The following is a 14,961-nucleotide window of genomic DNA, read 5'->3' as shown; positions in this document are numbered from 1 at the left end:
GGGGCCGCGACGGGCGGCCCGTTAGGGTGATGCGGATGAGCACAGAACCCGGTTACGCCTCCCCCGCTGTCACTGTCGCCTCCTCGCTGCCCCGGCGCGCCGCCGCGTCCACCGTGCTGATCGTGCCCGTCGTCTCGACCGGCGACGACGACAAGCCGGGCGCGGCCGTCACCGAGGCCGGGCCGTTCCTGTCCTCGGATGCGGTCGCCGAGATCGAGTCCGGGCTGCGCGCGCTGGAGGCCACCGGCGGCGCCGACCAGGTGCACCGGCTGGTGGTGGGTTCGCTGCCGGTGTCCAGCGTGCTGACGATCGGCCTGGGCAAGCCGCGGCCGGAGTGGCCGGCCGACACGGTCCGCCGCGCCGCCGGGGTGGCCGCGCGGTCGCTGGGCAGCACCGCGGCCGTGATCACCACGCTGGGCGAGCTGCCCGGTGACGGCGTCGTCTCGGCCGCCGTCGAGGGCCTGATCCTGGGCAGCTACCGGTTCACCGACTTCCGCAGCCCCAAGTCCGCACCCAAAGACAAAGGGCTGGGCAAGATCACGGTGCTCGCCACCGCCAAGGACGCCAAGAAGGACGCCGCGCACGGTGCGGCCGTCGCGACCGCGGTCGCCACCGCCCGCGACTTCGTCAACACCCCGCCGAGCCACCTGTTCCCTGACGAATTCGCCAAGCGCGCAAGGGCTTTGGGCGAGTCGGTGGGGCTCGAGGTCGAGGTGCTCGACGACAAGGCGCTGCGCAAGGGCGGTTACGGCGGGATCATCGGCGTCGGCCAGGGGTCGTCGCGGCCGCCGCGGCTGGTGCGGCTGACCCACCGGGGCGCGAAGCTGGCCAAGCGGTCCAAGCAGGCGAAGCGAGTCGCCCTGGTGGGCAAGGGCGTCACGTTCGACACCGGCGGCATCTCGATCAAGCCGGCAGCCGGGATGCACCACATGACCTCGGATATGGGCGGGGCCGCGGCGGTCATCGCGACGGTCACGCTGGCCGCGCAGCTGCAGCTGCCCATCGACGTGATCGCCACCGTGCCGATGGCCGAGAACATGCCGTCGGCGACGGCGCAGCGCCCGGGTGACGTGCTGACGCAGTACGGCGGCATCACCGTCGAGGTGCAGAACACCGACGCCGAGGGCCGGCTGATCCTGGCCGACGCCATCGTGCGCGCCTGCGAGGACAACCCGGACTACCTGATCGAGACGTCCACGCTGACCGGCGCGCAGACGGTGGCGCTGGGCAGCCGGATCCCCGGGGTGATGGGCAGCGACGAGTTCCGCGACCGGGTGGCCGCGATCTCGCAGCGGGTCGGCGAAAACGGTTGGCCGATGCCGCTGCCCGACGAACTCAAGGAGGACCTGAAGTCCACGGTGGCCGACCTGTCGAACATCAGCGGGCAGCGCTTCGCCGGCATGCTGGTGGCGGGCGTGTTCCTGCGCGAGTTCGTCGCCGACGGCGTGGGCTGGGCGCACATCGACGTGGCCGGCCCGGCCTACAACACCGGCGGGCCGTGGGGGTATTCGCCCAAGGGCGCCACCGGCGTTCCGGTCCGCACCATGTTCGCGGTCCTCGAGGACATCGCCGAAAACGGCTGACGCACAGACTATTTCGTCAGCAGCGACATCGCGGCGCGGGTCAGCCTGCGCCGCGGCCAGCCGCTGACCCCGCCCGCGGCCAGCGCCGCGTTGGCCGCGTTGCGCCCGCAGGCGCCGTGCACCGAACCGCCCGGGGTGGCCGACGCGCTGCCCAGATACAGCCCGTCGACCGGGGTTTCGGCCCGGCCCATCCCGGCCGCCGGTCGAAAGATCAGCATCTGCTGAAGCTGCGCGGTGCCGCCGTTGAGCGCGCCCAGGTGCAGGTTGGCGTCGCTGGCCTCCAGGTCCGACGGCCGCTGCACGAACCGGTCGATCACCGCCGCGCCGAAGCCGGGCGCATGCTCCTCGATGACCCGGTCAACCGAGCCGGCGAGGCGCTCGGCAGAGGAGTCGTCGGCGACATTGCGGGGCAAATGCGTGTACGCCCACACACTTTCGGTGCCCGGCGGCGACCGGGTGGGGTCGGCGGTGGTGGTCTGCCCCAGCAACATGAACGGATGATCGGGCACCGTCTTGGTGTTCAGGTCGGCCATCCAGCGCACCAGCCCGTCGCCGTCGGCCCCGAGGTGCACGGTGCCCACCCCGCGCAGCCGTTGCGCCCGCCACGGAACCGGCTCGCGCAGCGCATAATTCACCTTGACCACCGGCGGATCCCACGCGAAGTGCTCGAGGTCGCGCCGCACCTTGGGCGGCACCGCGTCGGCGGGCAGCATGTCGCAGAACAGTCGCGGCGCCGTCACGTCGGCCACCACCGCCCGACGCGCCCGCACCGTGCGCCCTCCGGCCGTCGTCACCGCGACCGCCCGGCCGCCCCGCACCTCGATGCGAGAAACGTTCTCGTTGCACTCGATTCGCGCGCCGGCGGAGCGGGCACGGCTGACCAGCGCGGCCGTTAGCTGACCCGACCCGCCGACCGGCACCGGCCAGCCGCAGTCCTGGGCCAGCATCGTCATCACAAAGCCCATGGCGCCACTGATCGGCGCATCGGGCGGGGCGTCGGCGTGCATGGCGTTGCCCAACAACAAGACTCGCGGTGCCTCCCCGGCGAACAGCTCGCTCGCCATGGTGTTGGCCGGCTGCACCAGCAGGCGCGCGACCCGGATCGCTTCCGACGTACCGAGTTCGGCCAGCAGCCGCAGCAGCGGGCGCACAGGTGGGAACGGCGCCAGCATGGCGTCGAGCAGGGGCGCCTTGATGCGCTCCCACAACTTCACGACGCGCCACCAGTTTTCGCCGTCGGCGGGCTCGCGGCGCGCGAATTCCGCGGCGGTGCGAGCCGGGTCGCGGTAGATGATGGGCGGGTCGTCGTCGGCGGCGCCGCGGGGGTGGCCCACCACCGCGGGCGCGTGTGACCATCGCAGGCCGTGGTCCTCGAGCCGCAGCGCGGCGATCGCGGGCGAGGCCACCGTCATCGGGTAGTACGAGCTGAACAGGTCGGTGATGTAGCCCGGGGTCAACTCGGCGCTGCGCACCGCGCCGCCGGGCTCCGGCTGGGCCTCCAGCACCAGCACGTCCCACCCCGCGTCGGCCAGCATCGCGGCGGCAACCAGCCCGTGGTGCCCGGCACCGATGACGACCGCGTCGGCAGCGTCGTGCACGGTCACTTCACCTGGCTCGGCTCCAGACGTTCCGCTAGTGCCGCCAGCCGCAACAGGCACTCCTTGTTACGCGGGTAGGCCGCGGCCAACGCGACCGAATCGGGAACGAGGCTCATCGGTCCCTCGACCGGCACCTCGATCATTTCGATCCGGCACCCCTGCGGAATCTCGTGCAGCAGCATCGTGATCCGCGCGGCGCCCATCGGCCCCAGGCGGGCGCACAACACCAGCCTGTGCGGCGGTTCGCTTTCCTCCACGATGGTGGCGTCGTCGATCACCAGCGGCCAGATCCCGATGGAATGCCTGATCGAGGAGCCGGCCTCCGGCCAGTTCGGATCCACGGCGCGCATGCGGCTGTTGCCGACCACCCACTGGGTGTAGGTCCAGCCCTGCGCAAGCACCTCCCACACCCGCTCGCACGGGACGGGCACCTCTCGCGTCGCAGTGATCACCGCACATCCTTTCCGCTCGTGACTACTGCGGCGGGATACCCACCCACGGGCGCTGTATCCGTCCGGGTTTATCGGCGCTTCGCTCCGGTTAATCTGCAAGCGGTCGTAATCCCCGGCAGGAAATGGCGAGAAAGGCGGACCATGACGGCGCGGCGGTTGATCATCGGTGTGGGCGCGGTGCTGTTGCTGGCCGGGGTCATCGGTTTGTTGGCGCCGGTGTCGGTCACCGACAGCAATGGCCACTCGGTGGGGTGCGGCAACGCCGTCGCGACGGATCTCTCCGAGGCCAGAAGCGCGAACAACAGCAATGGCGCGAATATCCCGATCCTCAACCAGATCGTCCCGCACACCGACTTTGTCGCGCAGTGCCAGTCGTCGGTGGGTGGCCGCCGGGCGTGGGCCATCCCGCTGGCCGTGCTCGGCGTCATCGCGATCGGCGCCACCCTGCTGACCGGGCGCCGCGGCGCGGCCACGGGCCCGTAATCGCCTCAGATCACCCGCATCCGCGCGGCGTTGCGCAGACCCTGCGGCGCCACCCGCGAAAGTCCGTACAGCGCATAGGCTTCCGGCGCGACCGGGCGGATCGGTTTCTTCTTCCTGACCGACGACAGGATCGCGTTGGCGACCTTGTCGGGGCCGTAGCGCCGCAGCGCGAACATCGTGCCCAGCTGCCCGCGGCGCCCGTCGACGGCCTCGGCCAGCTTTCCCGCGGGCGCGTCGAAGCGGGTGGTCTTGATGATGTTCGTGTCGATGACGCCGGGACAGATCGTGGTCAGGCCGACGCCGGCGGTGTCGAGTTCGGCGCGCAGGCAGTCCGAGAACATGTAGGTGGCCGCCTTCGACGTGCAGTACGCGCTCAGCGACTGCAGCGGGGCGTAGGCGGCCATCGACGACACGTTGACGATGTGGCCGCCGGTGCCGCGCTCCACCATCCGCCGCCCGAACGAGCGGCAGCCATTGACCACCCCGCCGAGGTTGACGTCGAGCACCCGGTCGAACTGCTCGGCCGGGGTGTCCAGGAACCCGCCCGCCTGCCCGATGCCGGCGTTGTTGACCACGATGTCGGGTACGCCGTGCTCGGCGCTGACCCGCTCGGCGAACGCCTCCACCGCCTGCGCGTCGGACACGTCGAGCACGTAGGCGTGCGCGACGCCGCCGCGGGTGGCGATCTCGGCGGCGGTGGCCTTGACGGCCGCCTCGTCGATGTCGCTGATCACCACCTCGGCGCCCTCGCGCGCGAACGCGAACGCGGTCTCGCGCCCGATGCCGCTGCCGGCGCCGGTGACCGACACCAGGGTGTCGCCGAACGATCCGCGCGGGCGCCCGATTTGCGCGCGCAACAGGGCGCGGCTGGGCTGCTTGCCCTCGGTCAGGTCGGCGAAGTCGTGCACCGCCGCCGCCATCACCTGCGGGTGCGACATCGGGGAGAAGTGACCGGCCCGGATGTCGCGGCGCCACAGCCGCGGCACGAAGCGCGGGGTGTGGTCGTACCCGTACGGCCGCACGTACTTGTCCCTGGTGTTGACGATCAGCTGCACCGGCACGTCGATGACCGCGACGCCGCCCTTGCGACCGGAGAACGAGCGAAAGTAGTTGGCGGGATAGGTTTTCACGGACTGGGCGGCGTCGCGCGCGAGCTTGTCGGAATGATGGATCTGCTCGACGGGAATGTTGTCGACCGCGTTGCGGCGCAGCGCCGGCACCGACAGCGTCAGCCGCAGGAACAACGGCGCCAGCACCGGGATCGAGAACAGCAGCATGTACGTGAACCGCAGCGCCTGGCTGAGCGCCCGGAGGAAAGTACGCGGACGCCACGGCGCGCGCAGGCCCGTGAAGATGTAGTCGACCAGTTGGTCCTGAGCGGGTCCGGACACCGACGTGAACGTGGCCACCCGGTCACCCGCGCCGGGGCGCTTGAGGTAGTGCCACACCCCCACCGAGCCCCAGTCGTGGGCCAGCACATGCACGGGCGCGCCCGGGCTCAGCTCGCCGGTCACCGCCGCGAAGTCGTCGGCGAAGCGATCCATGCTGTAGGCGGATACCGGCTTGGGCACCGAGGACAGGCCGACGCCGCGGTTGTCGTAGCGGATGATCCGGAACCGCTCGGCCAGCAGCGGCACGACCCCGTCCCACAGCACGTGCGAGTCGGGAAAGCCGTGCACCAGCACCGCGGTGGGGCCCTCGCGGTTGCCCTCTTCGTAGACGGCGATGCGCGCGCCGTCCGCGCTGTCGACGAAATGCCGGGGTAGTTGTTGTGATGGCGGCATCGGACCTCCCGCTCTGGCTGCCGTGGCCACACGGTAGCAAGCGTGATCGGGGTCACCCGGCCAGCGCGCGGTATCTGCCCTGGCTGCGTGCCGGCGCGGCCGCAGTGACAGGATAGTTTTGGATTGCTACTTCGCCTTCCACAAGCGAGCTGCACGACCCGCCCCGACCCACGAGCGATCGAGGAGTCAGAAAAGATGGCCTTCTCCGTCCAGATGCCGGCACTCGGTGAGAGCGTCACCGAGGGGACGGTCACCCGCTGGCTCAAGCAGGAAGGCGACACGGTCGAACTCGACGAGCCGCTCGTCGAGGTGTCGACCGACAAGGTCGACACCGAAATCCCGTCGCCGGCCGCGGGTGTGCTGACCAAGATCGTCGCCCAGGAAGACGACACCGTCGAGGTCGGCGGCGAGCTGGCCGTGATCGGCGACGAGGACGGCGGATCCCAGGCGCCGAGCCAGCAAGAGCCGCAGGCGCAGTCGGCGCCCCCCGCCCAGCCCGAGGCGCAACCCGAGCCCGAGCCGCAGCCCCAGGCCCAGCCCGAGCCGCAGCCGGCCCAGCAGAGCTCCGGCGGCGGCGACGCCACCCCGGTGCTGATGCCCGAACTGGGTGAGTCGGTGACCGAGGGCACCGTGACCCGCTGGCTCAAGAAGGTCGGCGATTCGGTCCAGGTCGACGACGCGCTTGTCGAGGTGTCCACCGACAAGGTGGACACCGAGATCCCGTCGCCGGTGGCCGGTGTGCTGATCAGCATCACCGCCGAGGAAGACGCCACCGTGCCCGTCGGCGGCGAGCTGGCCCGCATCGGCAGCGGTTCCGAGGCCGCCGCCCCCGCCGCGCCGCAGCCGCCGCCCGCGCCCAAGGCCGAACCCAAGCCGGAACCCGCGCCACAACCGCAACCACAACCACAGCCCCAGCCCCAGGCGCAGCCGAAGCCCGAACCGACGCCGGCCCCCGCACCGCAACCGAAGGCGGCACCCGAGCCGAAAGCCCAACCCGCACAGGCCCAGCCGGCGGACGCGAGCGGCGACGGCACCCCCTACGTGACGCCGCTGGTGCGAAAACTGGCCGCCGAGAACAACATCGACCTCAGTTCGGTCACCGGCACCGGAGTGGGCGGCCGCATCCGCAAGCAAGACGTGCTGGCGGCCGCCGAGCGCAAGCAGCAGGCCGACAAGGCGCCCGCCGCCGCTGCTGCTCCCACCCCCGCTGCCGGCGAGGCCCGCAAGGCCGCTCCCGCGCCCACCCCGGCGCCGGCGCTGGCGCACCTGCGCGGCACCACCCAGAAGGCCAGCCGGATCCGTCAGATCACCGCCAACAAGACGCGCGAATCCCTGCAGGCCACAGCCCAACTCACCCAGACCCACGAGGTCGACATGACCAGGCTGGTCGGGTTGCGGGCCAGGGCCAAGGCGGCGTTCGCCGAACGCGAAGGCGTCAACCTGACCTTCCTGCCGTTCATCGCCCGCGCGGTGATCGACGCCCTCAAGATCCACCCGAACGTGAACGCGAGCTACAACGAGGAAACCAAGGAGATCACCTACTTCGACGCCGAGCACCTCGGCTTCGCGGTCGACACCGAACAGGGTCTGCTCTCCCCCGTCGTGCACAACGCCGGCGACCTGTCGCTGGCCGGGCTGGCCAGGGCGATCGCCGACATCGCCGCGCGCGCCCGCTCGGGCAACCTGAAACCCGACGAGCTCTCGGGCGGCACGTTCACGATCACCAACATCGGCAGCCAGGGGGCGCTGTTCGACACCCCGATCCTGGTCCCGCCGCAGGCCGCGATGCTGGGCACCGGCGCCATCGTCAAACGCCCCCGGGTGATCGTCGACGAATTCGGCAACGAATCGATCGGTGTCCGATCGATCTGCTACCTGCCGCTGACCTATGACCACCGGCTGATCGACGGCGCGGATGCCGGGCGGTTCCTGACCACCATCAAGCACCGGCTCGAAGAGGGAGCGTTCGAGGCCGACCTCGGGCTCTGAGCGCGAACGTGGCTGGTCAAAAGTTCGTCGTCGCGGTCGCAGGGTCGTCCGGCCTGATCGGCTCCGCCCTCACCGCGGCCCTGCGGGCCGCCGACCACCGCGTGCTGCGCATCGTACGTCGCGCGCCGAGCAACGCCGACGAGGTGCACTGGAACCCCGAGAGCGGCGACCTCGACCCCGACACGCTGGGCGACGTCGACGCCGTCGTCAACCTGTGCGGCGTCAACATCGGCAAGCGCCGCTGGTCGGGCGCCTTCAAGCAGAGCCTGCGCGACAGCCGCATCGCCCCCACCGAAGTCCTGGCGCACGCGGTCGCCGACGCCGGGGTGGCGACCCTGGTCAACGCCAGCGCGGTGGGTTTCTACGGAAACACCAAGGACCGCGTGGTCGACGAAAACGACCGTGCCGGAAGCGGTTTCCTGGCCCGGCTGTGCGAGGACTGGGAGGCCGCCACGCTGCCGGCCCAATACGGCGGCGCCCGCGTGGTGCTGGCCCGCACCGGGCTGGTGTTCTCCCCCGCCGGTGGCGCGCTGGGGCGGTTGCGGCCGCTGTTCCGCACGGGCCTCGGGGCCCGGCTGGGCAGTGGTCGGCAGTACATGTCGTGGATCACGCTGGAGGACGAAGTGCGCGCGCTGCTGTTCGCGATATCGAACACCGCGCTGTCGGGGCCGGTGAACATGACCGGGCCCGCGCCGGTCACCAACGCCGAGTTCACCACCGCGTTCGGGCGGGCGGTCAACCGTCCGACGCCGTTGATGCTGCCCGGGTTCGCGGTGCGGGCCGCGCTCGGGGAGTTCGCCGACGAAGGCCTGCTGACGGGCCAGCGGGCCATCCCGTCGGCGCTCGAGCGCGCCGGTTTTCTGTTCCACCACAACACGATTGGTGAGGCGCTCGGCTACGCCACCGCCCGGCGAGACCACGACTAGCGGCACGTGCGTCGCCCTCGCGCGGGCGGGCCGAGTACCGTCGCGAAGGTGATCGATTCCATCCGGTCCAGCCGGTCCCTGATCGACGTCCGCCAGCTCGGAACCGTCGACTACCGCGTGGCCTGGCAGCAGCAGCGCGACCTGGCCGACGCCCGCGCCGCGGGCGGCGCCGACACCCTGCTGTTGCTCGAGCACCCGGCGGTCTACACCGCGGGACGGCGCACCGAGCCGCACGAACGACCGGCCGACGGCACCCCCGTCGTCGACACCGATCGCGGCGGCAAGATCACCTGGCACGGTCCCGGTCAGCTGGTCGGGTATCCGATCATCGGCCTGATCGAACCGCTCGACGTGGTCAACTACGTGCGGCGGCTGGAGGAAGCGCTGATCAAGGTGTGCGCCGACCTGGGCCTGGACACGGTCCGCGTCCCGGGCCGGTCCGGGGTGTGGGTGCCGGGCACCGACGGCCGGCCCGACCGCAAGGTCGCGGCGATCGGCGTGCGGGTGTCGCGCGCCACCACCCTGCACGGGTTCGCGCTCAACTGCGACTGCGACCTGGGCGCCTTCAACGCCATCGTGCCGTGCGGCATCAGCGACGCCGGGGTGACGTCGTTGTCGGCCGAACTGCGCCGCCCGGTGACCGTCGACGACATCCGCACGAGCGTCGCCGACGCCGTCTGCGACGCCCTGGACGGGGTGCTGCCGGTGCGCGAGCACGACAGCGCCGCGCGCGTAGCATCAGCGATGTGACTGTCGCACCCGAGGGACGCAAACTGCTGCGCCTGGAGGTGCGCAACGCCGAAACCCCGATCGAGCGCAAACCGCCGTGGATCAGGGTGCGGGCCAAGATGGGCCCGGAATACACCGAGCTCAAGAGCCTGGTCCGGCGCGAGGGCCTGCACACGGTCTGCGAAGAGGCCGGGTGTCCCAACATCTTCGAATGCTGGGAGGACCGCGAGGCGACCTTCCTGATCGGCGGTGACCAGTGCACCCGTCGCTGCGACTTCTGCCAGATCGACACCGGCAAGCCAGCCGAGCTGGACCGCGACGAGCCCCGGCGGGTGGCCGACAGCGTGCGCACGATGGGGCTGCGCTACGCCACGGTCACCGGCGTGGCCCGCGACGACCTGCCCGACGGCGGCGCGTGGCTCTACGCCGAGACGGTGCGCGCCATCAAGGAACTCAACCCGTCGACCGGCGTCGAGCTGTTGATCCCCGACTTCAACGGCGAGCCCGCCCGCCTGGCCGAGGTGTTCGAGTCGCGCCCGGAAGTGTTGGCGCACAACGTCGAAACCGTGCCGCGGATCTTCAAGCGCATCCGGCCGGCCTTCACCTACCAGCGCAGCCTGGACGTGCTCACCGCGGCGCGTGACGCCGGGCTGGTCACCAAGAGCAACCTCATCCTCGGCCTCGGCGAGACCCCCGACGAGGTGCGCACCGCCCTGGCCGACCTGCGTCACGCCGGCTGCGACATCATCACCATCACCCAGTACCTGCGGCCCTCGGCGCGGCATCACCCCGTCGAGCGGTGGGTGAAGCCGGAGGAATTCGTCGAGTTCGCGCAGCACGCCGAGCAGCTGGGGTTCTCCGGGGTGCTGTCGGGGCCGCTGGTGCGCTCGTCGTATCGCGCGGGGCGGCTGTATCAGCAAGCGGCCGCCGCCCGCGCCTCGGACGCCGCGGCACGGTGACCGTCGGGGCGCTACGTATTCTTTGACTATGGCTAAATCCCGCACTGCCGCTGAGAACAAGGCCGCCCGAGCGCAGGCGCAGGCCGCCCGCAAGGCCGCCGCGCGGGAGCGCCGCACCCAGTTGTGGCAGGCGTTCAACCTGCAACGCCAGGAGGACAAGCGCCTGCTGCCGTACATGATCGGCGCCTTCGTGCTGATCGTGGGCGTCTCGGTGGGCGTCGGGCTCTGGGCCGGCGGGCTGACGATGATCACCTTGATCCCGCTCGGCGTGGTGCTGGGCGCGCTGGTCGCGTTCATCGTCTTCGGGCGCCGCGCCCAGAAGTCCGTCTACCGCAAGGCCGAAGGCCAAACCGGGGCGGCCGCATGGGCATTGGACAACCTGCGCGGCAAGTGGCGGGTGACCCCCGGCGTGGCCGCGACCGGCCACTTGGACGCCGTGCACCGCGTCATCGGCCGTCCCGGCGTGATCCTGGTCGGCGAGGGCTCGGCGACCCGGGTGCGCCCACTGCTGGCGCAGGAGAAGAAGCGCACCGCCCGCCTGATCGGGGACGTGCCGATCTACGACATCATCGTCGGCAACGGCGAGGACGAGGTGCCCCTGGCCAAGCTGGAGCGCCATCTCACCCGGTTGCCGGCCAACATCACCGTCAAGCAGATGGACACGCTGGAGTCCCGGTTGGCCGCGCTGGGGACGCGGGCCGGGGCCGCCGTCATGCCCAAGGGTCCGCTGCCCAACGCCGGCAAGATGCGCGGCGTGCAGCGCACGGTGCGCCGCAAGTAATCGCAGCGGGTCGAACTCGGCGCTCAGCGCCTCACCACGGCCGTCGCGGTCAGCCGATCCTGCAGCCCGCGGCCGTCCCAGTCGGTGAACAGCGCCGGGACCACGGTGCCGACGAGGAGGCCGCGCACCACCGCGCGGCCCGTGCCGACCAGCCCGCGCCCGTCCACCGTCACCACCTGCAGACCCAGCGCCAGCTGGCCGGGCGTGAAGCCGAACAGTCGCACCGAGACCACGCCCAGCACGAACCAGACGACCAGCTCGGCGGTCGCCAGCGCCCCTTCGGGTAACCACCCGAGTCGCATGGCCAGCGCCGCCAGGCCCAACGCGATGAGCCAGTCGATGGTCAGCGCGCCCAGCCGTCGTCCCATCCGCGCCAGCGAGCCCGGCCCGCTCTCGGGCAATCCCAGCTTTTCACCGGGGTAGGCGGATCGCGATTCCGGCATCATCGCCGCGGACCGGGGTCCGAATAATCCGACGGCCGGGTCCGGAACGGTGGGCGGACGGTGCGCTCTGCCACCAGAAAAGATACGATCTTGCGATCCATGGCCCCACAATAGAACCCGCCGCCAAAGCGGCCACTTTTTGCGTGTGGCATGGTCACGTAACGTGCGCGCAACATCGGGTTGACTGACGGGCAACATCTGCTCCCTAGCGTCAGGCCGCGGATCTCACCAAGTAAAGGAGCACTCTGTGACGGAAAAGACGCCCGACGACGTCTTCAAACTCGCGAAGGACGAAAACGTCGAGTTTGTCGACGTGCGGTTCTGTGATTTGCCCGGCATCATGCAGCACTTCACCATTCCGATTTCGTTTTTCGACGAGAGCGTTTTTGAGGACGGCTTGGCATTCGACGGCTCGTCCATTCGCGGATTCCAGTCCATTCACGAATCGGACATGTTGCTCCTGCCCGACCCCGCGACGGCGCAGATCGACCTGTTCCGCGAAGCCAAGACCCTGAACCTGAACTTCTTCGTGCACGACCCCTTCACCCTCGAGCCGTACTCGCGCGACCCCCGCAACATCGCCCGTAAGGCCGAGAACTACCTGATCAGCACCGGCGTTGCCGACACCGCGTACTTCGGCGCCGAGGCCGAGTTCTACATCTTCGACTCGGTGAGCTTCGATTCGCGCACCAACGGCTCGTTCTACGAGATCGACGCGATCTCGGGCTGGTGGAACACCGGCTCGCCCAACGAGCTCGACGGCAGCCCCAACCGCGGCTACAAGGTCCGCCCCAAGGGTGGCTACTTCCCCGTCGCCCCCGTCGACCACTACGTCGACCTGCGCGACAAGATGCTGTCCAACCTGATCACCGCCGGCTTCAGCCTGGAAAAGGGTCACCACGAGGTGGGCACCGGCGGCCAGGCCGAGATCAACTACAAGTTCAACACGCTGCTGCACGCGGCCGACGACATGATGCTCTACAAGTACATCGTCAAGAACACGGCCTGGCAGCACGGCAAGACCGTCACGTTCATGCCCAAGCCGCTGTTCGGTGACAACGGCTCCGGCATGCACACCCACCAGTCGCTGTGGAAGGACGGCAGCCCGCTGATGTACGACGAGACCGGTTACGCCGGCCTGTCGGACACCGCCCGCCACTACATCGGAGGCCTGCTGCACCACGCCCCGTCGCTGCTGGCGTTCACCAACCCCACGGTGAACTCCTACAAGCGGCTGGTGCCCGGCTACGAGGCCCCGATCAACCTGGTCTACAGCCAGCGCAACCGCTCGGCCTGTGTCCGAATCCCGATCACCGGCACCAACCCGAAGGCCAAGCGCCTCGAGTTCCGTTGCCCCGACTCCTCGGGCAACCCGTACCTGGCGTTCTCGGCCATGCTGATGGCCGGCCTGGACGGCATCAAGAACAAGATCGAGCCGCAGGCCCCGGTCGACAAGGACCTCTACGAGCTGCCGCCCGAAGAGGCCGCCAACATCCCGCAGGCGCCCACGCAGCTGTCCGCGGTGATCGACCGGCTGGAAGAAGACCACGAATACCTCACCGAGGGCGGCGTTTTCACGCCCGACCTCATCGAGACGTGGATCAACTTCAAGCGCGAGAACGAGATCCTGCCGGTCCAGATCCGGCCGCACCCCTACGAATTCGCGCTGTACTACGACGTTTAAGGACGCTTGACGAAACCACCCGCGCGGTTCGGTTGCCGCGCGGGTGGTTTCGTTTTCGGCCGCCGCGACTGCATCCGCGGCGAGTTCCGCCGCCGAAACCTGCCCCTTGGGCAGCTCCCGCTGCGGCGACCTATTTGGCGTCGGTGACGACGACGACCTGACGGATGAACGTGTCCTCTAAGGCGGAGTGGAGGAGAAAGTCGGCGACGTTTCCGCGAGAGGTTGAGGGGAGCATCGGCAACGTCGTGACGTCATCGAGCGCCCTCGCGGTGTAACGGCCGCCGACCCCGTCGTTCAATGCCCCGGGGTATTCGAGGGTCCATTTCAGCCCGCTAGCTTTCAAGAGCACTTCGGACGCAGCTTTTGTCTTCGTACTTCTTGCGCAGCGCCGTGCGAAATATCAGGCCGGCGAGAAACGATGCCTTGGCCAGGGAGTCGCCGACTCCGAATGCGGACACGATCACAAACCGGTCAACACCCGATGTTTTGGCGGACGCGATGACGGCGCGGACAGTGTCCGTGATCAGCGTCGGGGTTTGGCGGACGTTTTTGACTCCGAGTGCGCTGATGACCGCGTCGTGCCCTCGGGCTGCTGTTGCCATGACGGCGGCGTCGGTGACGTCGCCGCCGACGACGTGGGCGCGCGGGTCAACGGTGGCGTCGGCCCGCCGAACGAGGGCGGTGACCTGGTGACCCTGGTCGAGCGCCTTCGTGACGAAGAGACGGCCGGTGCGGCCGGTTGCTCCAAGGACAAGAAACTTCACAATATTTCGCTTTCTCTAGAACGGATGAAACGGATGAGAGGGCGTGATGGTGAGCGGGGCCCGCATCGCGGTAGCCACCCCTCCATCGCCGGGTAAATCGTCAGGAACATTGACTACTATCGTCCATGCTTTCGGCTAATGTCAAGATTCCATAACAGATTAGGACCAAGCCGACGTCTATGGTGGTCAATGATATTTACTAATCTGATGGTCGGAGGCCATGCCCGCAACAGCGGCATGTAGCAAGTCACCCAGGTGATGCAGGGCCGCCGAGCGCAGTAGCGGTGGACGTAGGGTGTGAATTTCGTTGGACCACGTGGGCGATGGAGCCGAGGGCAGCATGAACGACGAGCAGCGGATTGATCTAGGGGTGTCGTTGTTCATCCCGTACCGGTACACCGAAGACCGGATTTTCCGGGCGCTCCAGGATGCCGGATTCGACGACTGGACCCTTGCCCAGTGCCGCGTGTTCCAGCGCATCGCCCCGGACGGTTCGCGCCTCACAGACCTCGCTGAACAGGCGCAAATGAGCAAGCAGAGCGCGGGCGTCCTGGTCGATCAACTCGAACGCTTGGGCTATGTCCGCCGGGTCCCCGACCCCGCGGATGGCCGCGCCCGATTGATCGTCATCGAGCAACGTGGCCGGCGCGCGGTCGCGGTAGCCACGGCAACTCTCGACGAGATCCACTCGGAGTGGAAGGCCTACCTGGGTACCCGCAACTTCACACTGCTGCAGCAGATCTTGGATCAGCTCCGCGAGATCACCGACCCCTACGCACGGTAAAC

Annotated in this window: 15 protein-coding genes; 9 read left to right on the top strand and 6 right to left on the bottom strand. The window is 69.4% G+C overall.

Annotation, left to right across the window (positions count from 1 at the left end):
• The first annotated feature begins 35 nt into the window (after nucleotides 1-35).
• Nucleotides 36-1,583, top strand: coding sequence for a leucyl aminopeptidase (locus tag OCU_RS35950; protein ID WP_036455196.1), 1,548 nt, complete (start codon nucleotides 36-38; stop codon nucleotides 1,581-1,583).
• Nucleotides 1,584-1,591: 8 nt separating this feature from the next.
• On the opposite strand, the gene OCU_RS35945 is transcribed toward OCU_RS35950, so the two are convergent.
• Complete coding sequence (locus OCU_RS35945) at nucleotides 1,592-3,187, bottom strand: phytoene desaturase family protein (protein WP_014379948.1); 1,596 nt, start codon at nucleotides 3,185-3,187, stop codon at nucleotides 1,592-1,594.
• Complete coding sequence (locus tag OCU_RS35940) at nucleotides 3,184-3,633, bottom strand: SRPBCC family protein (protein ID WP_008256037.1); 450 nt, start codon at nucleotides 3,631-3,633, stop codon at nucleotides 3,184-3,186. Before OCU_RS35940 ends, OCU_RS35945 begins: the two co-directional genes overlap by 4 nt.
• Nucleotides 3,634-3,774: 141 nt before the next feature.
• Here OCU_RS35940 and OCU_RS35935 point away from each other — a divergent pair, with 141 nt between their 5' ends.
• Nucleotides 3,775-4,116, top strand: coding sequence for a hypothetical protein (locus tag OCU_RS35935; protein ID WP_008256029.1), 342 nt, complete (start codon nucleotides 3,775-3,777; stop codon nucleotides 4,114-4,116).
• A gap of 5 nt (nucleotides 4,117-4,121) precedes the next feature.
• On the opposite strand, the gene OCU_RS35930 is transcribed toward OCU_RS35935, so the two are convergent.
• Nucleotides 4,122-5,900 (bottom strand): SDR family oxidoreductase, encoded by a 1,779-nt coding sequence (locus tag OCU_RS35930; protein ID WP_014379946.1) that lies wholly within the window; start codon nucleotides 5,898-5,900, stop codon nucleotides 4,122-4,124.
• 195 nt (nucleotides 5,901-6,095) lie between these two features.
• Between OCU_RS35930 and sucB the strand changes: the two genes are divergently transcribed.
• From sucB to OCU_RS35905, 5 genes are read left to right on the top strand one after another with little or no spacing between them, the layout of a single operon-like run.
• A complete protein-coding gene (sucB, locus tag OCU_RS35925; protein WP_008256027.1) occupies nucleotides 6,096-7,889 on the top strand; it encodes a 2-oxoglutarate dehydrogenase, E2 component, dihydrolipoamide succinyltransferase in 1,794 nt (597 codons plus the stop codon).
• Between the two features lie 8 nt (nucleotides 7,890-7,897).
• Nucleotides 7,898-8,815, top strand: coding sequence for a TIGR01777 family oxidoreductase (locus tag OCU_RS35920; RefSeq protein ID WP_008256026.1), 918 nt, complete (start codon nucleotides 7,898-7,900; stop codon nucleotides 8,813-8,815).
• Between the two features lie 48 nt (nucleotides 8,816-8,863).
• Nucleotides 8,864-9,565, top strand: a complete 702-nt coding sequence (gene lipB, locus OCU_RS35915; RefSeq protein ID WP_008256025.1) for a lipoyl(octanoyl) transferase LipB — start codon at nucleotides 8,864-8,866, stop codon at nucleotides 9,563-9,565.
• On the top strand, nucleotides 9,562-10,503 hold the full coding sequence (lipA, locus tag OCU_RS35910; protein ID WP_008256024.1) for a lipoyl synthase: 942 nt from the start codon (nucleotides 9,562-9,564) through the stop codon (nucleotides 10,501-10,503). The genes lipB and lipA overlap by 4 nt, the downstream gene beginning before the upstream one ends.
• Nucleotides 10,504-10,531: 28 nt before the next feature.
• Nucleotides 10,532-11,284, top strand: coding sequence for a DUF4191 domain-containing protein (locus OCU_RS35905; protein ID WP_008256022.1), 753 nt, complete (start codon nucleotides 10,532-10,534; stop codon nucleotides 11,282-11,284).
• Between the two features lie 23 nt (nucleotides 11,285-11,307).
• Here OCU_RS35905 and OCU_RS35900 read toward each other — a convergent pair whose 3' ends face one another.
• Nucleotides 11,308-11,730, bottom strand: a complete 423-nt coding sequence (locus OCU_RS35900; protein ID WP_008256021.1) for an RDD family protein — start codon at nucleotides 11,728-11,730, stop codon at nucleotides 11,308-11,310.
• A 244-nt stretch (nucleotides 11,731-11,974) separates the two neighbouring features.
• On the opposite strand from OCU_RS35900, the gene glnA reads away from it, so the two are divergent.
• Nucleotides 11,975-13,411 carry a type I glutamate--ammonia ligase gene (gene glnA, locus OCU_RS35895; RefSeq protein ID WP_008256020.1) on the top strand — a complete coding sequence of 479 codons (1,437 nt, stop codon included), beginning with the start codon at nucleotides 11,975-11,977 and terminating at the stop codon, nucleotides 13,409-13,411.
• A gap of 130 nt (nucleotides 13,412-13,541) precedes the next feature.
• Here the strand turns inward: glnA and OCU_RS51775 are convergent, their stop codons facing one another.
• Nucleotides 13,542-13,760 carry an NAD(P)-dependent oxidoreductase gene (locus tag OCU_RS51775; RefSeq protein ID WP_236590656.1) on the bottom strand — a complete coding sequence of 73 codons (219 nt, stop codon included), beginning with the start codon at nucleotides 13,758-13,760 and terminating at the stop codon, nucleotides 13,542-13,544.
• Nucleotides 13,744-14,175, bottom strand: a complete 432-nt coding sequence (locus tag OCU_RS50015; protein WP_014379944.1) for an NAD(P)-dependent oxidoreductase — start codon at nucleotides 14,173-14,175, stop codon at nucleotides 13,744-13,746. Before OCU_RS50015 ends, OCU_RS51775 begins: the two co-directional genes overlap by 17 nt.
• Before the next feature lie 340 nt (nucleotides 14,176-14,515).
• On the opposite strand from OCU_RS50015, the gene OCU_RS35885 reads away from it, so the two are divergent.
• Nucleotides 14,516-14,959 (top strand): MarR family winged helix-turn-helix transcriptional regulator, encoded by a 444-nt coding sequence (locus OCU_RS35885; protein WP_008255975.1) that lies wholly within the window; start codon nucleotides 14,516-14,518, stop codon nucleotides 14,957-14,959.
• Nucleotides 14,960-14,961: the final 2 nt, after the last annotated feature.

The sequence above is a fragment of the Mycobacterium intracellulare ATCC 13950 genome (assembly GCF_000277125.1).
GTDB lineage: Bacteria > Actinomycetota > Actinomycetes > Mycobacteriales > Mycobacteriaceae > Mycobacterium > Mycobacterium intracellulare.
Note: the sequence above shows the minus strand (reverse complement) of the source record. Positions and strands in the feature narration are given on the sequence as shown.